This window comes from Algorimicrobium bowmanii, from assembly GCF_054031195.1.
This window is the reverse complement of record NZ_CM132929.1, coordinates 717,041-736,265: the sequence shown is the minus strand read 5'-3', so window position 1 is coordinate 736,265 and position 19,225 is coordinate 717,041. Positions and strand designations below refer to the sequence as shown.

At 34.3% G+C, this 19,225-nt stretch carries 21 protein-coding genes; 7 read left to right on the top strand and 14 right to left on the bottom strand.

Annotation, left to right across the window (positions count from 1 at the left end; genetic code table 11):
• Nucleotides 1–19: 19 nt before the first annotated feature.
• The 5 genes from ACW5R3_RS03210 to trmB all read right to left on the bottom strand — a co-directional run bounded on the left by ACW5R3_RS03210 (nucleotide 20) and on the right by trmB (nucleotide 3,256).
• On the bottom strand, nucleotides 20–262 hold the full coding sequence (locus ACW5R3_RS03210) for a NifU family protein (RefSeq protein WP_456578186.1): 243 nt from the start codon (nucleotides 260–262) through the stop codon (nucleotides 20–22).
• A gap of 3 nt (nucleotides 263–265) precedes the next feature.
• A complete protein-coding gene (locus ACW5R3_RS03205; protein ID WP_456578185.1) occupies nucleotides 266–1,399 on the bottom strand; it encodes an Mrp/NBP35 family ATP-binding protein in 1,134 nt (377 codons plus the stop codon).
• Nucleotides 1,400–1,596: 197 nt separating this feature from the next.
• Nucleotides 1,597–1,950, bottom strand: coding sequence for an MGMT family protein (locus ACW5R3_RS03200; protein WP_456578184.1), 354 nt, complete (start codon nucleotides 1,948–1,950; stop codon nucleotides 1,597–1,599).
• Nucleotides 1,947–2,579: a LysE family transporter gene (locus ACW5R3_RS03195; protein WP_456578183.1), complete on the bottom strand. Its 633-nt coding sequence runs from the start codon at nucleotides 2,577–2,579 to the stop codon at nucleotides 1,947–1,949. The genes ACW5R3_RS03200 and ACW5R3_RS03195 overlap by 4 nt, the downstream gene beginning before the upstream one ends.
• Entirely contained in the window at nucleotides 2,579–3,256 is a 678-nt protein-coding gene (gene trmB, locus ACW5R3_RS03190; RefSeq protein WP_456578182.1) for a tRNA (guanosine(46)-N7)-methyltransferase TrmB, read from the bottom strand. Before trmB ends, ACW5R3_RS03195 begins: the two co-directional genes overlap by 1 nt.
• Nucleotides 3,257–3,335: 79 nt before the next feature.
• Between trmB and ACW5R3_RS03185 the strand changes: the two genes are divergently transcribed.
• Nucleotides 3,336–4,397: a glycosyltransferase gene (locus ACW5R3_RS03185; protein WP_456578181.1), complete on the top strand. Its 1,062-nt coding sequence runs from the start codon at nucleotides 3,336–3,338 to the stop codon at nucleotides 4,395–4,397.
• Here the strand turns inward: ACW5R3_RS03185 and ACW5R3_RS03180 are convergent.
• Together ACW5R3_RS03180 and ACW5R3_RS03175 are read right to left on the bottom strand one after the other, a co-directional pair.
• Entirely contained in the window at nucleotides 4,371–5,408 is a 1,038-nt protein-coding gene (locus ACW5R3_RS03180; RefSeq protein WP_456578180.1) for a sensor histidine kinase, read from the bottom strand. The genes ACW5R3_RS03185 and ACW5R3_RS03180 overlap by 27 nt on opposite strands.
• Nucleotides 5,409–6,092, bottom strand: a complete 684-nt coding sequence (locus tag ACW5R3_RS03175) for a response regulator transcription factor (protein WP_456578179.1) — start codon at nucleotides 6,090–6,092, stop codon at nucleotides 5,409–5,411.
• A 190-nt stretch (nucleotides 6,093–6,282) separates the two neighbouring features.
• Between ACW5R3_RS03175 and ACW5R3_RS03170 the strand changes: the two genes are divergently transcribed.
• The 3 genes from ACW5R3_RS03170 to ACW5R3_RS03160 all read left to right on the top strand — a co-directional run bounded on the left by ACW5R3_RS03170 (nucleotide 6,283) and on the right by ACW5R3_RS03160 (nucleotide 9,434).
• A complete protein-coding gene (locus ACW5R3_RS03170) occupies nucleotides 6,283–6,618 on the top strand; it encodes a T9SS type A sorting domain-containing protein (protein WP_456578178.1) in 336 nt (111 codons plus the stop codon).
• A 115-nt stretch (nucleotides 6,619–6,733) separates the two neighbouring features.
• Nucleotides 6,734–8,383 (top strand): T9SS type A sorting domain-containing protein, encoded by a 1,650-nt coding sequence (locus tag ACW5R3_RS03165; RefSeq protein ID WP_456578177.1) that lies wholly within the window; start codon nucleotides 6,734–6,736, stop codon nucleotides 8,381–8,383.
• A gap of 70 nt (nucleotides 8,384–8,453) precedes the next feature.
• Nucleotides 8,454–9,434 (top strand): LuxE/PaaK family acyltransferase, encoded by a 981-nt coding sequence (locus tag ACW5R3_RS03160; protein ID WP_456578176.1) that lies wholly within the window; start codon nucleotides 8,454–8,456, stop codon nucleotides 9,432–9,434.
• Between the two features lie 114 nt (nucleotides 9,435–9,548).
• On the opposite strand, the gene tyrS is transcribed toward ACW5R3_RS03160, so the two are convergent.
• The gene (gene tyrS / locus ACW5R3_RS03155; protein ID WP_456578175.1) at nucleotides 9,549–10,856 is read right to left on the bottom strand and encodes a tyrosine--tRNA ligase; all 1,308 of its coding nucleotides are present in this window, start codon (nucleotides 10,854–10,856) and stop codon (nucleotides 9,549–9,551) included.
• On the opposite strand from tyrS, the gene ACW5R3_RS03150 reads away from it, so the two are divergent.
• On the top strand, nucleotides 10,844–11,953 hold the full coding sequence (locus tag ACW5R3_RS03150) for an NAD-dependent epimerase/dehydratase family protein (protein WP_456578174.1): 1,110 nt from the start codon (nucleotides 10,844–10,846) through the stop codon (nucleotides 11,951–11,953). The two genes, tyrS and ACW5R3_RS03150, sit on opposite strands and share 13 nt — an antisense overlap.
• Before the next feature lie 7 nt (nucleotides 11,954–11,960).
• Here ACW5R3_RS03150 and ACW5R3_RS03145 read toward each other — a convergent pair whose 3' ends face one another.
• From ACW5R3_RS03145 to ACW5R3_RS03135, 3 genes are read right to left on the bottom strand one after another with little or no spacing between them, the layout of a single operon-like run.
• The gene (locus tag ACW5R3_RS03145) at nucleotides 11,961–12,377 is read right to left on the bottom strand and encodes a DUF4296 domain-containing protein (protein WP_456578173.1); all 417 of its coding nucleotides are present in this window, start codon (nucleotides 12,375–12,377) and stop codon (nucleotides 11,961–11,963) included.
• On the bottom strand, nucleotides 12,374–13,723 hold the full coding sequence (locus ACW5R3_RS03140) for a dihydroorotase (protein ID WP_456578172.1): 1,350 nt from the start codon (nucleotides 13,721–13,723) through the stop codon (nucleotides 12,374–12,376). Before ACW5R3_RS03140 ends, ACW5R3_RS03145 begins: the two co-directional genes overlap by 4 nt.
• A gap of 2 nt (nucleotides 13,724–13,725) precedes the next feature.
• Nucleotides 13,726–14,451, bottom strand: coding sequence for a polyprenol monophosphomannose synthase (locus ACW5R3_RS03135; RefSeq protein WP_456578171.1), 726 nt, complete (start codon nucleotides 14,449–14,451; stop codon nucleotides 13,726–13,728).
• Nucleotides 14,452–14,559: 108 nt separating this feature from the next.
• Here ACW5R3_RS03135 and ACW5R3_RS03130 point away from each other — a divergent pair, with 108 nt between their 5' ends.
• On the top strand, nucleotides 14,560–15,207 hold the full coding sequence (locus ACW5R3_RS03130) for a DUF4271 domain-containing protein (RefSeq protein ID WP_456578170.1): 648 nt from the start codon (nucleotides 14,560–14,562) through the stop codon (nucleotides 15,205–15,207).
• Between the two features lie 24 nt (nucleotides 15,208–15,231).
• Nucleotides 15,232–15,981, top strand: a complete 750-nt coding sequence (locus ACW5R3_RS03125) for a uroporphyrinogen-III synthase (protein ID WP_456578169.1) — start codon at nucleotides 15,232–15,234, stop codon at nucleotides 15,979–15,981.
• A gap of 79 nt (nucleotides 15,982–16,060) precedes the next feature.
• On the opposite strand, the gene ACW5R3_RS03120 is transcribed toward ACW5R3_RS03125, so the two are convergent.
• The 3 genes from ACW5R3_RS03120 to ACW5R3_RS03110 all read right to left on the bottom strand — a co-directional run bounded on the left by ACW5R3_RS03120 (nucleotide 16,061) and on the right by ACW5R3_RS03110 (nucleotide 19,191).
• A complete protein-coding gene (locus tag ACW5R3_RS03120; protein WP_456578168.1) occupies nucleotides 16,061–17,023 on the bottom strand; it encodes a T9SS type A sorting domain-containing protein in 963 nt (320 codons plus the stop codon).
• Between the two features lie 102 nt (nucleotides 17,024–17,125).
• The gene (pckA, locus tag ACW5R3_RS03115) at nucleotides 17,126–18,736 is read right to left on the bottom strand and encodes a phosphoenolpyruvate carboxykinase (ATP) (protein WP_456578167.1); all 1,611 of its coding nucleotides are present in this window, start codon (nucleotides 18,734–18,736) and stop codon (nucleotides 17,126–17,128) included.
• 59 nt (nucleotides 18,737–18,795) lie between these two features.
• On the bottom strand, nucleotides 18,796–19,191 hold the full coding sequence (locus ACW5R3_RS03110) for a DUF423 domain-containing protein (RefSeq protein ID WP_456578166.1): 396 nt from the start codon (nucleotides 19,189–19,191) through the stop codon (nucleotides 18,796–18,798).
• Nucleotides 19,192–19,225: the final 34 nt, after the last annotated feature.

Sequence of the window (19,225 nt, the reverse complement as noted above, 5' to 3'; positions counted from 1 at the left end):
TGACCCTTGTGGTCACGCCCTAAATCTCGATATTAACAACTTGCTCTATTTGTGGTGCATACTTTTTAATAGTCATTTCCACACCCGATTTCAAGGTCATTTGATTCACACTACACCCAACACAGGCGCCTTGCAACTGCACCTTTACCAGGTTACCACCTTCGATTGCTATTAGTGAAATATCGCCACCATCGCTTTGTAAAAACGGACGGATTTCGGCAAGTGCTTTTTCAACATTTAATGTGAGTTCTTCTGTGGTCATAACCTATTTTTTTACTGCTGAACATCCAGCCATAGTTGTAATTTTAATTGCCTCGGTAGGTGGTAAATCGTCATTACGTTTTACAACTTCTTCCACAACATTCTGTGTTAATTTTTGGAATGCTTTCTCCAAAGGCGTATCGGTTTGCATAGCGGCAGGACGTCCTAAATCGCCAGCTTCACGGATACTTTGAACAATTGGAATTTCACCCAAGAAACGCACATCTAAATCGGTTGCTAAGTTGCGAGCACCTTCTTGTCCAAAGATATAATATTTATTGTTTGGCAACTCATCAGGTGTAAAGTAAGCCATGTTTTCGGCAATACCTAAAACTGGCACATTAATACTTTCTTGCTGAAACATTGCCACACCTTTTTTAGCATCGGCAAGGGCTACGTTTTGTGGTGTACTTACCACAACTGCTCCTGTAATTGGCAGGGACTGCATGATACTTAAATGGATATCGCCCGTTCCTGGAGGTAAATCGATTAACATAAAATCTAATTCGCCCCAATGCGCATCAAAAATCATTTGATTTAATGCTTTTGCTGCCATTGGCCCACGCCAAACTACTGCTTGATCAGGTTTTGTAAAGAAACCAATAGATAGTATTTTAACCCCATAATTTTCAACAGGTTTCATTTTTGATTTCCCATCGATTGTAACTGCTAGAGGGCGTTCGTTTACTACATCGAACATAATTGGCACAGAAGGTCCGTAAATATCGGCATCTAATATTCCTACTTTAAACCCCATTTTGGACAAGGTTACCGCTAAATTAGCGGTTACTGTAGATTTCCCTACACCTCCTTTTCCTGAAGCTACGGCAATAATATTTTTAATACCCGGAATGGCTTTTCCTTTGATTTCGTTTTTAGGTTTTGCTGCGGCTTCAACTTTTACATTAACTGTAATTTTAGCTTTTTCATAAACCTTATCATGGATGGTTTTTAATATTTCAACCTCTGTTTTCTTCTTAGCTTGAAGGCTTGGATTGCTTATTGTAATATCTACAATAACCTCATCTCCAAAAGTCATAATATTTTTAACCGCACCGCTTTCTACCATATTCTGACCTTCACCAGGAACAGAAATGCTTTGTAAAGCGTTTAATATATCTTGTTTATTTAATTTCATTTGATGTATTTTGCAAAATAAAATAGCTAAAACACTTATAATCAACACGTTTAAGCCTTTTTTATTCAGAATTATTCTAAACTACAAATATACAGTGAAATGTTTAGAATTTGAAATGCTTTAAATGAAATGATTGCAGGAATTTAGCCATCGTTTTTTTATTGAATGCATTTGATGATTACCTACTAGCTATTGATTTAGGCATCATTAGAAACATAATGGTCTAACTCCTGAGATGGATCCCAGTAAATAGCTTGTAAATTTTGAATTTGATTATCCTTAACAACGACACCTTCACTTTCTAAAAGCTGCTGCATTAAATTAGTGCCTTGAAAATGGTGTTTACCCGTTAGTAAGCCCTTTCTGTTTACCACCCGATGAGCTGGCACATTTTTATCATGTGAACCATTCATAGCGTAACCTACCATGCGTGCGCTTCGTGCAGCACCTAGATATTTTGCTATAGCACCGTAGCTTGTAACACGTCCGTAAGGAATTTGTTGTGCTACTTGGTAGACCTTTTGATAGAACGTTAAGGTTTCTGGTTTCACATAAAATCTTTTAACATATTCACTAAGGTAATAATAGCCACTAAGCCCGTAATTATACCTATTAAATAATTCATACTCTTTTGGGAAGCAATTTTGCGGTCTTTAATTTTATCGAAAAAATGCATGTATAAATACAAAGCACCAAAAGCGCCGAGTGTTGAACCTGCAACAAAAGATGCAATACCGAAATTGCTAAACTTTAAAATACCAAAGGAAGCTATGGTAATAGCCACGTAGGCCTGAAAAGGTATTGGGAAAAAGTTAATAGTAGACAAAAACATCCCGTGAAAAAAGCGTTTTGTTTTACTTCGTGAATCGACGTCCTTTTTTTTCTTTTCATTTCCTTTAGCTATAAACAAGAAATAAATACTCAGAATAGCGAAAATGACTAATGCCACAATTCGTAACACATCAATCACCCCTGGATGATTACTTAAGTAGCGTGCGAAAATAGTAGCCAATAGGGCTTGAAAAATAATTATAAAGCAGGCACCTAAAGAGAACATAACCCCTCTAGTATTGCCTTCTTTTAAACTAATTTTTGCCGCTGTGATATTAATTAATCCCGGTGGTAATGTAGCCAAAAAGGTTGCTATAAAGCCTAGAATGAAAACAAGTGCAATATTCACTAATCTTTGATTTTGAATTGAATATACGTAATTGCTTTGTCTTGTTCTAAATATTGTCCTTCATAATACGTTTGAATACTCGTTACATCTTCAGGGCTTCCTTCTTGCTTGTACACATTATGATTAGCGTATAACACTTCGTGACCAGCACCATGTAACAACCCTAAGGTATAACCATGCATAAATTCGCTATCCGTTTTTAAATTAACAACACCATCTTTTTTAAGCACCGTTTTGTAGCGTTCTAAAAAAGCGGCATTAGTCATACGATGCTTTGTACGCTTGTATTTAATTTGTGGGTCTGGGAAAGTTATCCAAATTTCATCCACTTCTCCTGCAGCAAATGCATGATCGATTAATTCAATTTGCGTTCTTAAAAATCCTACATTAGGCATATTTTCCTCTAAAGCTGTTTTAGCACCACGCCAAAAGCGGGCACCTTTAATATCGACACCTATGAAATTTTTATTTGGATATTTTTGTGCCATTGCCGTAGTATACTCTCCTTTACCACAGCCAAGTTCTAAAACTATAGGATTATCGTTTTTAAAAAAATCACGATTCCAATTACCTGTTAACGGAAACTCTTTATTAACGAGCTCTTCTCGAGTTGGTTGCACCACATTCTTGAAGGTTTCATTTTCGTTAAAACGTCTTAATTTATTTTTACTTCCCAATTTTCTTTAATGATTTAAAAAAGTTTTGGTAAAATTACGGAAATATGTGGAAGCGCATATATGCTTACCTTTGTTTTTAATGGTTGACAGAAAACATATTTTAGTAGCGCCTTTAAATTGGGGACTTGGTCATGCCACCAGATGCATCCCCATTATAAAAGCTTTACAAGCCGAGAATTTTACACCTATCCTAGCTAGTGATGGGGCTGCGCTTGCGTTGTTAAAAAATGAATTCCCGAATCTGACCTGTCTAGAATTACCCTCTTACAATATTAAATACGCTAAAAAAGGCGCTTTTTTCAAATTGAAATTACTGAAAGACACTCCTAAAATTTTAAAGAATAAATATGCTGAGAAAGCTGCTACCGATAAAATTTTAGCCGATTACGCTATAACTGGTATTATTTCAGACAACCGTTTTGGGGTTTACTCAGATAAAGTTCCCTCGGTTTTTATTACCCACCAGTTGCAAGTATTAAGTGGAAACACCACTAAAATAAGCACTAAACTCCATAATAATATAATTCGGAAGTTTGATGTGTGTTGGGTACCAGACCGTCCGGACACACTAAATTTAAGCGGTAAATTAGGACATATACCAAATGCTAGTTCTCATATAAAATACATAGGTCCTTTAAGCAGGTTTGAGAAAAAGGCTGAAAAACACATGTATGATATTTTAATTATTTTGTCGGGTCCCGAACCACAACGCTCCCTTTTAGAAACGAAATTACGCCAAGAATTAGCAACCTACAAAGGACGAATTTTAATGGTTAGAGGTGTGATAGATGGCCCTATAACAAAAGTCGTTTCCGAAAACTTTACGATATACAACTATCTAACAAGCGAACGCTTGGAAACAGCTTTAAATACGAGTGCATTGGTAATTTCACGTTCGGGTTACACAACGGTGATGGATTTAGCTAAGCTAAACAAAAAAGCTTTTTTTATTCCCACACCTGGACAGTTTGAACAGCGTTATTTAGCCCAACGCCTTCATGAAAACGGTATGATTCCGTATTGCAAACAAGCCGATTTTACTTTAGACAAGCTAGATACCGTTTCAAATTTTAGTGGTTTACAAACTTGTGATTACCCGGTAGATTTTAAAGCATTATTTAGCCTTTTCCATACTAAATGAGAACTCACTACCGACTTCCGGTTCACTCTCAATATAAATATGTTCGTCGTGTGCTTCAATAATATGTTTTACAATAGACAAGCCTAAGCCAGAGCCTCCCTCTTTTCTAGAACCACTTTTATCAACTCGGAAAAAGCGTTCGAAAATTCTAGATAGATGCTCTTCCGCAATACCTTCGCCGTTATCGGTAACTCTTACAATTACCTTATTCTTAATTAAATTTTCAATTCCAACTTCGGTAGTACCTTTACTCCGACCGTACTTAATAGAATTAACTACCAAATTTGTCACCACTTGCTCGATACGTTCTCTATCGGCATAAACCATAACAGGTTCTGTGTAATTCCTATCAAAAATTAAAGATATTTTTTTCTTAGCGGCTTTCATTTCAAGCAAATCAAAAACATTTTTAATCAGCTCTAGAATATCAAATTCTTCTTTTTTAAGACTTAAATCCCCTACTTCCAACTTGGTAATCATATCCAAGTCCTTAACAATATATATTAAACGCTCAACACCTTTATTGGCACGATCTAAATAGCGATCTCTTATATTTTTATCCTCAATAGCACCATCTAGCAAGGTTAGAATATATCCTTGAACTGTGAACAACGGTGTTTTCAATTCATGAGATACATTTCCTAAAAACTCTTTTCGGTACTCTTCACGAACTTTTAAGGTTTCAATTTCCAGTTTCTTGTCTTTGGCGTACTTATCTATTTCTTTAGTAAGTGTCGCCATATCAGTTGTAATAGGCTGTTTGGTTAATGATGCCGATTCTAACAGGGTTAAATCGTCGTAGATTTTTTTAACACGTCTGTAGATGAATCGTTCCACCCGGTATTGAATAATACTAAAGGTAAATGCACCAAATATAAGTGCAAATGGGAATATCCACCAGGTCCACGCATTTAGGACATACAAAAAAACACTCAAAAGGAGTGTTAAAAGTATGGTAGTAAACAGCGATGTTTTAATCGCGAATTTATACGTTTTTTTTAGTTTCTGCATTTATTCGACAAACTTATAGCCAACACCTTTAACCGTTTTAAAGGAATCGTCACCAATTTTCTCGCGTAGTTTTCTAATATGAACATCAATTGTACGTCCACCAACTACAACTTCATTACCCCAAACCTTATCTAAAATATCTTCTCTTTTAAATACTTTACCTGGCTTAGAAGCTAATAAAGATAGTAATTCAAATTCTTTTCTAGGTAAAACGAGTTCTTTATCATCTAAAATAACCTTATACTCATCTCTATTGATGGTTAGGTTCCCTATTTTAACAATGGTATCACTAGAGGCATCTTCTTTAAAACGACGTAATAAGGATTTCACTTTACTAATTAAAACCTTTGGCTTAATAGGTTTAGTTATATAATCGTCTGCTCCGGCATCAAAACCAGCTACTTGAGAATAATCTTCACCACGTGCCGTAAGGAAGGTTATAATGGTTTCGCTTAAGTCGGGTTCTTTACGTAATAACTCACAAGCTTCGATACCATCCATTTCTGGCATCATCACATCCATTATAATCAAATGAGGTTTTACTTTTTTAGCTTTTTTAACAGCTTTAATGCCATTTTCAGCTGTAAAAATCTCATACCCCTCTGATGATAAATTATAACCAACTATTTCTAAAATATCTGGTTCATCATCAACTAATAGTATCTTAATATCTTGTTTCTTCATAGAGAGTTAATATTTCAAAAACGCAAAGATAAAATTTATAAACTAGTGAAAACGTCATCCGCTTTATTAATAACATTATGGTAACGTTTAAATTAAAAGTCCGTAACACCAAAATCATGGTTGAACTCGATTGTTTTGGCAGGCTATTTGCTATTATTTTTGTATTTTATAACCACTATTTCATTTAAAAATGACAAACAAAACATACTATCTTATTATTTTTTTAATGCTTTTTGGTTTACAGCTTGGCTTTTCACAATCGGTATCGGATGTACCTGACACTAAACAAGAAAGCGAAACAAAACTCGCTATATACCCAAACCCAGTAAGCGATGGCAAGCTATATGTTGTTACTTCAAATAATTTTGCCAAACAGGTAGCTATCTATACCGTTTTAGGAAAAAAAATACTATCAACAACCTTTATGGGCAAGATTTTAGACATATCAAAAATAAAGCCAGGGATTTACATTATTAAGGTTACAGAAAACAACATTAGCGCCACTAGAAAGCTGATTGTTAAATAAGTATTACCTACATTAACTAATTGTAAAAAAACAACTTATCTGTTATATTTTTTAGATAAAAGGTGAAATCTCCGTATATTCGCGTCAAAATTCCTTTTAAATTAAATAACGAATTATGAAAAAACTTTACTTTTTATTTTTAACGTTCATTGGTATAGCTACCTACGGCCAAAACTTGGTTGTTAATGGAAGCTTTGAAAATTGGACAGCTGGAGCACCTGATGGTTATACTACAGTAGATTTTAGCACCACTGATTTAACAGAAAACACTAATGCAGCATATGTATCAGAAGGCACTAAATCTGCAAGTGTAAATGTATTGACACAATCTCAAGGAAACACAGACATCAAACAAACTGTAGCCTTAACAGGTGGCGTAACTTACACAATGAGTTTAGATGTATATGCAACTAATAACGAAGCAAGAGCTCGTATTTTTAATGGAGATAATTACAATCCTTCTCAATATTCTGATCCAGACATTTTAAATACATGGCAAACAATTAGTTTTGAGTACACGCCAGATAGTAATGAAGACTTCGATTTTGGAATCCGTTTTTACGACATTAGCGGTAATTGGGTAAGTGGATCTTTATTTTACATAGATAACTTTAGCATTACAGCTACTGCTGTTAACCCTAACATTGCTATTACTGCTCCTGCAGATGGTTCAACAATTCCAACTACTGATGTTGATGTAGAATTAAATGTAGCTAACTTTAATGTAGCTGCTTCAGGTGGCGACGGTTATATTCAGTATTCTGTAGATGGTGGAACAACAACTGACAAATTTGACACAACAGCTATTAGCTTAACAGGTTTAGCTGAAGGTTCTCATACAGTAAATGTAGAATTAGTTGATAACAGTGGACAGCCACTTGCAACTCCTGCAACAGCTACAACAACGTTTACCGTTTCTACAATTTCTCAAGTAGCAACAATTTCAGATTTAAGAGCCGGTACTCTTAACTCATTTTACCAACTAACAGGTGAAGCTGTTATTTCTTACATTGTTACAGATAACACTAGAAACCAAAAATATATTCAAGATGCTACAGGTGGTATTTTAATTGATGATAATGCAGGCGTATTATCAACAGCTTTTAGTATTGGTGATGGTCTTACAGGCTTACAAGGTGAATTAACTGAATATGCAGGTGTACTTCAATTTATACCTTCTGCAAACCTTGCTTCAGCTTCTTCTTCTTCAAACGTAATTACACCACAAGAAATTACTGCTGCAGAATTTACAGCTAATGCTGAAGATTACGAAAGTGAATTAATTAAAATAACAAACGTTACATTTCAAGACACAGGTGTTTTTGAAGACAACACTAGCTACGATGCTGTAAACGGTGGAAGTACTGTTGTAGCTCGTGTAACTTTTGGTGACGAAAACTTAATAGGTGCAACTATTCCAACTACAACATCTTATATTATTGGTTTAGGTTCTCAGTTTTACACTGACTACCAAATATTCCCAAGATATGTAACAGATGTTGAAGGTGCTACACTTTCAGTTGATAAATTTAACAGTACATCTTTTAGCGTTTATCCAAACCCAGTTTCTAATGGTGTGCTACATATTTCTAGCCAATCTAACGAAGCTATTTCGGTTGCGGTTTACGATGTTTTAGGGAAGCAAGTTTTAGCTAAAACAATTTCAAACAATACACTTAATGTTGCTGGATTAAATGCCGGATTATACATTGTGAAAATAACTCAAAATGGTCAAGCAATCACTAAGAAAGTTGTGATTAAATAATTACCCATTTTTATAATTTTAAAAGCGCTACCATTTGGTGGCGCTTTTTTATTTTACATACTTTTGCATTATGATAAATCCGGTAGACATATTTTCAATAGACAGCCCCGAAGCTTTTAATAAAATGGCTTTAGAGGTGTTTAAATTTCAATTTGAAAACAATTCTGTATACCGATCGTTCTGCGATTTACTGTATAAAAACCCTAGTGACATTCATAAAATTGAAGAGATTCCGTTTTTACCCATTCAATTTTTTAAAACCCATAAGGTTGTAAGCACTACGGAACCTATTAAAAAAATATTTACGAGTTCAGGTACAACCGGTCAGACTACCAGTAAACATTTAGTTAGTGATTTATCGGTTTACGAAACTAGTTTTGAAGCTGCTTTTAAATACTTTTATGGCCCCATTGAAGATTATGTAGTATTGGCTTTATTACCTAGTTATTTGGAGCGCGACGGCTCCTCGTTAATATATATGGCCGATGCCCTTATAAAACAATCTCAGCAAGCCGAAAGTGGTTTTTATTTAAACGACTTAAAAGCTTTAAAGGATACCTTACTGAAATTAGAATCTGACAACCGAAAAGTTTTGCTAATTGGTGTTTCATTTGCCTTACTAGATTTGGTTGAATATCATCAGTTTCAATTAAAAAACACAATAATTATGGAAACTGGCGGTATGAAAGGTCGCCGAAAGGAACTTATACGTCATGAACTACATGATATTTTAAAGGCCGGTTTTGGTGTTAATGAAATACATAGTGAATATGGTATGACCGAGCTATTAAGTCAAGGTTACTCAAAAGGACATGGGATATTTAATTGCCCACCATGGATGAAAATACTTACCCGTGAAACCGAAGATGCACTAAGCATTCAAGAACCTGAAAAAACGGGCGGCTTGAATATTATAGACTTAGCAAATTTTAATTCTTGTTCTTTTATAGCCACTCAAGATTTAGGGAAAGTCAGTATTAACGGGGCTTTTGAAGTTATTGGTAGGTTTGACAACTCAGATATTAGAGGTTGTAATTTAATGGCACTGTAAGGAATACTAAAAACCACCGACTAAACCATTGCTATGAAAAAGAATGATTTTTTTTAGTTGGTTGGTTACAAGAAACGCCTCGATTTATCGAGGCGTTTTTTATTTTATTAGCTGTTACACCACCTTAATAATATAGGTATTTTTCTTACCCTTATTAAGTATGATATACTTATTATTAATTAAATCTGCTTCGGAAAGCTTGTATGCATCAGTAACTTTTTCTTTGTTTACCGATACTGAGTTTTCTTTAAGCGCACGTCTTGCTTCGCCATTAGAAGCTAAAAAGTTCGTTTGCGCAGCTAAAGCACCAATCATATCAATACCCGCATCAAAATCTGCTTTTGAAATTTCTGCTTGCGGTACGCCTTCAAAAACATCTAAGAAGGTTTTTTCATCTAAGGTTTTAATATCTGCTTTGAAGGTTTTACTAAAAAGAATATTAGAAGCCTTTTCAGCATTTTCAAAATCAGCAGCCGAATGTACAAACGTTGTTACTTCTTTAGCTAATCGCTTTTGAAGTAAACGTAAATGCGGTGTTTCTTGATGCGCCTTAACAAGTTCTTCAATAGTTTCTTTATCTAAAAAAGTAAATATTTTAATATACTTTTCAGCATCGGCATCCGATGTATTTAACCAAAACTGGTAAAATTTATATACTGATGTCTTATCGGCATCTAACCAAATATTTCCACCTTCACTTTTACCAAATTTAGAACCATCGGCCTTGGTAATAAGCGGACAAGTCATAGCATAAGCTTTCGCATCATCCTCGCTTGTCATACGTCTTACAAGCTCTGTACCTGTAGTAATATTACCCCATTGATCACTACCACCCATTTGTACAACGCAGTTATAATTTTTATATAAATGATAGAAATCATAACCTTGAATTAGTTGATACGTAAATTCGGTAAAAGACATACCTACATTACCTGCGTCTCCAGAAAAACGTTTTTTTACAGAGTCTTTAGACATCATATAATTAACGGTAATACGTTTTCCTACATCGCGTGCAAAATCGATAAATGAAAACTCTTTCATCCAATCATAATTATTCACTAATACAGGTGCATTATCCGCTTTAGAGTTAAAGTCTAAAAAACGAGATAATACCGATTTGATACCCGCTACATTTTTACTTAAAGCAGCTTCATCTAACAGATTACGCTCATCACTTTTACCGGACGGATCGCCAATCATTCCTGTGGCACCACCTACTAAAGCCATGGGTTTATGCCCCGCTTTTTCTAAGTGAACCAATAAAATAATAGGCACTAAACTTCCAATATGTAAGGAATCGGATGTTGGATCGAAACCAATATAGGCTGTGGTCATTTCTTTAGAAAATTGCTCCTCAGTACCAGGCATGATATCATGTACCATTCCGCGCCATCTTAAATCATCAACAAATGCATTTGCCATTCTATAACTTATATAAATTAAATAAGTACAAAGATAAAAATCAATACACAAAAGGCTCTATTTTCCTAATAATTCTTTATTTTGTAAATATGATTTTAGTTACTGGAGGAACCGGTTTAGTTGGTTCACATTTATTATACAAACTGATTACTGCAAACAAGTTAGTTAGAGCAACTTATAGAACTGCTAACAAACAAGAACTTGTTAAGCAGGTTTTCTCATACTATAGCCCTAATTACGAATATATTTTTAATAAAATTGAATGGGTTCAAGCCGATTTATTAGATATCCCACAGCTTAACGATGCTTTTAAAAATGTAAGTCATGTTTACCATTGTGCTGCTTTCGTTTCGTTTGCACCTAACGACTACCATAAATTGCGACAAACAAACATTACGGGCACCACAAATATTGTTAATTTAGGCATTAGTCATGAGGTTGAAAAACTCTGTTACGTTAGTAGTGTTGCCACCATTGGTGACACAGAAAACAACCGCCATGTAGATGAAGAAACGCCTTGGAATCCAGAAAAAGACAATAGTGTTTACGGAATTACGAAATACGGTGCCGAACTAGAAGTATGGCGTGGCACACAGGAAGGATTAGATAGTATTATTGTAAATCCGGGGGTTATTTTAGGTCCTGGTTTTTGGAACTCGGGCACAGGAAAAATATTTTCACAAGTTAACAATGGTTTACCCTTTTACAGTCCTGGACATGTAGCTAATGTTTCTGTTTTGGATGTTGTAGATGGTATGATTCAGCTTATGGAAGCCTCTATAAAAAACGAACGGTTTATAATGGTTGGCAACCACACACCTTATAAGGAATTCCTAGGGTTGATTGCTAAAAATTTAAATGCAAAACCACCACATATAGAAGCGAAACCTTGGATGTTAAGTGTGGCATGGCGATTGGACTGGCTGAAACATAAATTAACTGGTAAGCCTCGCGTATTGGTAAAGCAAATGGTTAAGTCTACTTTAAACAAAACCGTTTATGATTGCTCTAAAATTGAAAAGCAATTAAACTTTAAATTTACAAGTGTTGAAGATACGGTAGCGGCTATTTCAGAAAAATTTAATGCGGATCATTAAAACAGCCCTATTTAATAGGGCTGTTTTTTTTATTTTCTTTATTCGCATTTTTCTTCTCAGTTTGCTTTTTCAAAGAGCTCTCTAAATCTGATTCAATAATCGTTTTCATTGATTTCAAACTATCTTGCACCCTGCTTAAAATTTGGGCATAAGTTTCCGTGTGATACGAATAGTAGTTATTACTATTTAAAAACTGCAGGCTATCTATATTAAATCGTTGATATACGTACGTTTTAGGTACAATCCCGTTATTCTCTAACACACTTTTATTGGTTCCTTTTGCTGAAGACACTAAAGCTAATTCAATAAGAACGTCTACCATCGTATCTTCTGAAATAAGATTCTCTGGCTTTTTAGGTCCATTAGGATTACCGCAACTAAACAGCACGGCTAACAATAATACATATATTAGACTTTTTTTCATCGGTTAAAGGTTAAACGTTTTGCTGCTTTTTCTTTACTAAATTTACTGTGTTGATAGACTAAACTACCATTTAAAATGGTATGTGTAACACGCGACTTAAAGGTAGCTCCTTCAAAAGGAGACCAGCCACATTTATACATGATGTTTTCTTTTTTAACCGTCCACGGATTATTTAGATCCACAATTACTAAATCGGCAAAATAGCCTTCTTTTATAAACCCACGTTTTTCAACTTGAAAAAGGATGGCTGGGTTATGACACATTTTCTCTACTATTTTAGCCACAGGAATTTTACCTTGATGGTATGTTTCTAACATAGCCACTAAAGCATGCTGAACCAATGGTCCTCCAGATGGTGCTTTTAGATAATTATTTGTTTTCTCGTCTAGTGTATGTGGAGCATGATCGGTAGCAATAACATCTATTCTATCGTCTAATAAGGCTTTCCATAATCCATCGCGGTCCGTTGCTGTTTTAACTGCTGGGTTCCATTTTATATGCGTTCCTTTCTTATCGTAATCCTTATCCGAAAACCATAAATGGTGCACACAAACCTCAGCCGTAATTTTCTTATCCTTTAAAGGAATTTTATTTGAAAACAATTCGGTTTCTTTTGCCGTAGATAAGTGAAAAACGTGTAAACGTGCCCCTGTTTTTTTAGCTAACTCAATAGCTCTAGATGATGATAAATAGCAGGCCTCTTCACTACGAATTAAAGGGTGACAACTAATAGGAATGTCCTCGCCGTATTTTTCTTTATATGTTTCTAAGTTTGCCTTAATAGTTGCTTCGTCTTCACAATGAACAGAAATAACCATATCGGTACTCGAAAATATTTTTTCAATAACCGCAGGATCATCCACTAACATGTTTCCTGTTGACGAACCTAGGAATAATTTTAATCCTGCAACCTCTTTGGGGTTTACCTTTAATATTTCGTCTAGATTATCATTAGTTCCACCAAACATAAAGGAGTAGTTAGCATAAGATGTTTCTGCAGCTATGGCAAATTTTTCATCTAACTTCTCAACCGTAGTAGTTTGTGGATTGGTATTAGGCATTTCAATAAATGAAGTAATACCACCTGCAATAGCAGCTTTAGATTCGCTAGCAATATCTGCCTTATGTGTTAAACCAGGCTCTCTAAAATGCACTTGATCGTCTATAACCCCAGGTAAAACGTAGTTACCTTCGGCATCAATAACTTTAACTTGCGATGATTTTACACTAATTAGCGGTGCAATTTCTTTTATAACATCATTTTCGATATAGATATCACCTTCAAAAATAGTTCCCTCATTAACTATTTTTCCATTCTTAATTAATAATGCTGTTGGTACACTCATATTTATTTTTTTCTAAAAAAACTTTTAATTTTCATATTTAAAACCCCTAAAATAGCTTCCGAAATAATACCGCTACTCATTTTAGATTTTCCTTTGGATCTGTCGGTGAAAATAACAGGTATTTCTACAATATTAAACCCCTCTAAATGGGCTTTAAATTTCATTTCTATTTGAAATGCATAGCCTACAAATTTTATAGCATCTAAATTAATTGTTTCTAAAACCTGACGTTTATAGCATACATACCCTGCTGTAGTATCATGAATTTTCATACGCGTAATAAGTCGTACATATTTAGATGCAAAATAAGACAATAGTATTCTACTCATGGGCCAATTTACAACATTTACACCGGTAACATAACGTGAGCCTACGGCTAAATCGGCTTGATCTGAATGGCAGGCATTATATAAACGTATTAAATCGGTTGGGTTATGCGAAAAATCGGCATCCATTTCAAAAATGTAACTATAGTCTCGCTCCAAACACCATTTAAATCCTGCTATATAAGCAGTACCTAAACCTGTTTTCTTTTGTCTTTGAAGTAGAAATAGTTGATGTGGAAACTCGGCTTGTAACTCAGTAACCTTCTTAGCTGTTAAATCGGGTGAATTATCATCAACAACTACAATATGAAACGCTTTTTCTTGAGAAAACACCGCTCTAATAATAGCTTCGATATTCTCAATTTCGTTATATGTAGGAATGATGACAATTGTGTCTGACATTACAGGCTGTTATTTTTTAGCAAATGTAAACTATTTAAAAGATACTTTTTTTTAAATATTCCTTAAAATATTAGATATAAGTACAATAATTTATAATAATTTTACACCATGCTTCGCACTGTTTTTTCAAATGACCTATTTACTTTATTAATTGTTATTGGGCTAATTCTAATAACGGTTACAAAGGTTTTATTTGCAAAACGTTTTCAGGATTTTATTCTTGTATTAGGAAACTCTAAGTATTTAAAAATATATGCTAAAGATCAGAAGTTTTTAGATGTTTTTGATGGTTTGCTATTTGTGAATTTTGTTTTAGCTGTTTCTATTTTTGGCTATATTAGCTATAATCACTTAGCCTATAATTTAGATGTTTCTGCACAAACACTTTTTAAGATTGCAGCAATAACTGCCCTATTTTTGGTTATAAAAACCTTATTAGAGCGCCTAATAGGCAGTGTATTTGAAATTGATTTTTTAATTGACAAATACCTGTTTCAGAAAACCAGTTATAAAAATTTCCTAGGTATTATTTTGATGCCTATAAATGCCATACTTCTTTATGGATCTTTTATTTCGGAGGCTAGTTTATATATTATTTCAGGCTTAATTTTAATCATTTTTATAATCGGCCAAATCACAACTATTAAGTCTTATCAAAATCTTATTAAACAGAATATGTTTTATTTTATTTTGTATCTTTGCGCACTTGAAATAGCACCTTATATCATTTTATACCAAATGGCTATAAATATTTAGTGCTTCAATTTAAAGAAAACAATTATGAAAGTGAAAACAATTTTAGTATCTCAACCAGAACCTAAAATAGAAAATTCGCCATACTTTGATCTTCAGGAAAAGCAAAAGGTAAAAATTGATTTTAGACCCTTTATACATGTAGAAGGCGTAGACACCAAAGAAATTAGACAACAAAAAGTAGATTTATCTAAATATACTGCAATTATATTAACAAGTCGTAATGCTGTAGATCACTTTTTTAGAGTTGCTGACGAAATGCGCTTTAAAGTTCCTGACAGTATGAAGTATTTCTGTCAATCGGAAGCTGTTGCTTATTACCTTCAAAAATATGTTGTTTATAGAAAACGAAAAATTTATGTTGGTAAACGTACATTTGCAGATTTATCGCCTTTAATAAAAAAATACAAAGGTGAATCGTTTTTACTACCAACTACCGATAAACTAAAACCGGAAGTTCCAGAAACATTAAATGCTTTAAATGTAGAATGGAAAGAAGCTATTTTTTACAGAACTGTAATTAGTGATTTATCGGATTTAGCAGATGTGTATTACGACATTTTAGTATTCTTTAGTCCTTCTGGAATTGAGTCTTTATTTCATAACTTTCCAGATTTCGAACAAAAAGATACGCGCATAGCTGTTTTTGGAAACACCACTATTAAAGCGGTAGAATCTCATGGTTTACGTGTGGATATTGCTGCTCCAACACCTGAAACTCCATCTATGACTATGGCATTAGAAAAATATATTAAAGAGGCTAACAAGAAGAAGTAACCCCTTTATATAGCTATAAAAAAGCCGAATTGATTATGGCAATCAATTCGGCTTTTTTGGTTTTATATTTTTCATATACTTATCTAACAATTAGCTTCTTAGTGCTTGTAATTCCATTTGACTGGATACGCATTAAATAAACACCAGGAGCTAATTTAGCGATGTTTAAATGATTATCACCAAAAGAAATAATGCTAGAGGCTATTAGCTTACCTGTAATATCGTAAATACCCAAACGTGCATTATTTGAAAAATTTGATGTTATTGTAACGCGTTCTTTAGCTGGGTTTGGATAAACTGTAAAGGATACTTGATTTGTTTTTTCTGTACTTAGCGTTTCACATGCGGTTTCACTTTCAACCAAAGTACCACTACCCAAATTCCAAGTACCTAAATTAGGCTCGGTTACATCATCAACAAATACGCAAACGAGAATACTATTAAAATCCGAACGGTAGGCTGTATTGGCGTTATTACCATTTCGCATATCAACTGAAGTCAAAATATTGTTTCTTAAATTCACGTTAGTAATAGCTGGATTTCCAGAAAAGTCCATAGTTTGTAAAGTAGAATTCCAACCATTAAAAACTAATAGCGCCGAATTAGTCAGCAAATCTACTGTTGATAAAACAGTTCCGTATACATTTAAATCCTCTAAGGCAGTTAAACCGGTAACATTTAAACTATTTAAAGCCGAACAACCTTCTAGGTTAACAACAACTAAATTAAGATTAGCTGTTAGATCTAGACTTGTAATTCCTGTATTATATGAAAAGTTTACGCCATCAATATTAATGAAGTCTTCTAAACCCGTTAAATCTAAAATACCTCTATTGGCAAACCCTAGTGTTCCTGTTGCTGCTACAGCATCGGCTGTTAAAATTCGTCCATCAAGAGTACCTTCGGAATCGTAATTAAAATCTATTAATGCTTGTTCAAAACCAACATCAGGCACACAAGTATATCCAGCAGCAGGACATTGTGCCTGTACAGCTGTCTGTAATGCTAGAAAAAACAAACTTAGTAAAGTAATTTTCTTCATAAGAAAATAGGTTTAAAATTATACACTAAAGTACAATTTTAAACCTATTTAAGCAAGTAACTTACTGACTATAAAAGCACTAAAGATTGCGCTTTATTATTTTTATTTCACGTTTGGTGCGCCATCCATAATTTCCTTATTGGCAAACTCCTCAAATTTCTTGAAGTTATCTTGGAATGATTGCGCTAACTTATAAGCCGTTTCGTAATATCCTTCATCGTTATTCCATGTTTTTCTAGGGCTTAAAACTTCGGTAGGTACATTTGGACATACACGAGGTTGTAACACACCAAAAACAGAGTGAATATGATAATTATCTTTGTTTGCAGCTTCTAAACTACCGTCCATTGCAGCCGTAATCATAGCACGCGTATATTTTAGTTTCATACGCGAACCAACACCGTAAGGGCCTCCTGTCCAACCTGTATTTACTAACCAAACATTAACGCCAGCTTCTTGCATTTTCTGACTTAACATTTCAGCATATTTCGTAGGGTGTAATGGCATAAACGGCGCTCCGAAACAAGCTGAGAAACTTGGTAACGGCTCATTAATACCGGCTTCTGTACCAGCAACTTTAGCTGTATAACCTGAAATAAAATGGTAGGCAGCTTGACCTGGTGATAATTTTGAAATTGGAGGCAATACACCAAAAGCATCTGCTGTTAAGAAGAAAATGTTTTTTGGGTTTGAACCAATTGATGGTACTTGAATATTATTAATATGGTAAATAGGATAACTTACACGTGTATTTTGTGTAATAGACGTATTTTCAAAATCTACCTCGCCTTGGTCGTCCATAATGACATTTTCAAGAATAGCTCCGGGCTTGATAGCATTGTAAATATCTGGTTCATTTTCTGCAGATAAGTTTATAACTTTAGCATAGCAACCGCCTTCAAAATTAAACACGCTGTTTTCTTTCGTCCAACCGTGTTCATCGTCACCAATTAATTTACGTTTTGGATCAGCAGATAAAGTTGTTTTACCAGTTCCTGATAATCCAAAGAAAATAGCTGTATCACCCGATTCACCTACGTTAGCACTACAGTGCATTGGTAACGTATCTTTAAATACAGGTAAAATAAAGTTTAGAGCAGAAAAGATACCTTTTTTAATTTCTCCGGTATAACCTGTTCCTCCAATTAGTGCTATTTTACGTGTAAAATCTAGAATAGCAAAATTGTGTTGACGCGTAGCATCTACTTCAGGATCGGCCATAAAACCTGGCGCATTAACAATTGTCCACTCAGGAGTAAAATCTTTAAGTTCCGATTCTTCGGGTCTTAAAAACATATTATGAGCAAACATGTTACTCCATGGAAATTCGTTAATTACACGAATATTTAAACGGTAATTATCATCAGCACAGGCGTAGCTATCTCTAACGAATACCTCCTTATCCGATAAATAATCGGTTACTTTGTTGTATAATTTTTCAAAAGCATCAGAATCAAAAGGGATATTAATATCACCCCACCAAACGCGATCTTGCGTAACAGCGTCTTTAACAATAAAACGGTCTAAAGGTGATCGTCCTGTAAACTCACCTGTGTTAACAGCTAAAGCTCCTGTTGACGATTCAACGCCTTGTCCTTTTTTAATTGTTAGGTTGTGTAATTCTTCTGAAGATAATTGATATTGAACTTTCGCATTTTTAATTCCATATTTTTCTAACGAAATCGTTTTCGATGCTTGAGTATGATCTATCATAATAGTTTGTGTTGTTTATACTGCAAAATTAAACATTATTTTATTCTACGCACTTTATTTTAAGAAATATCGGTTTTGTTTTTCAAAAACTTTATTAACAATATGCTCCAAGCCATTATAAACAATAGCCCTCCGATAGGTGTAACAAATCCAATTGTTTTAAAATTAAAACTCGTTAAATTATTTGTTGCTAAGGCAAAAATAGAACCAGAGAACAGGATTACACCTCCTAGAACTAAATAAAAGATAGTCCGCTTGGCCTTTTCCGTTAACGCAGAAATATTACCTACTACAAGTAAAAACAAGGCATGATACATTTGATAACGTACCCCTGTTTCGAAAGTGGCAACCTGCTCAGCAGACACTAATTCTTTAAGACCATGTGCTCCAAAAGCACCTAAAACAACGGCCAATAATCCCAAAATAGCACCTAAGCTTATTAATTTTCTACTCATATTAATTTATTAAATGGGTTTTTAAAACACTTTG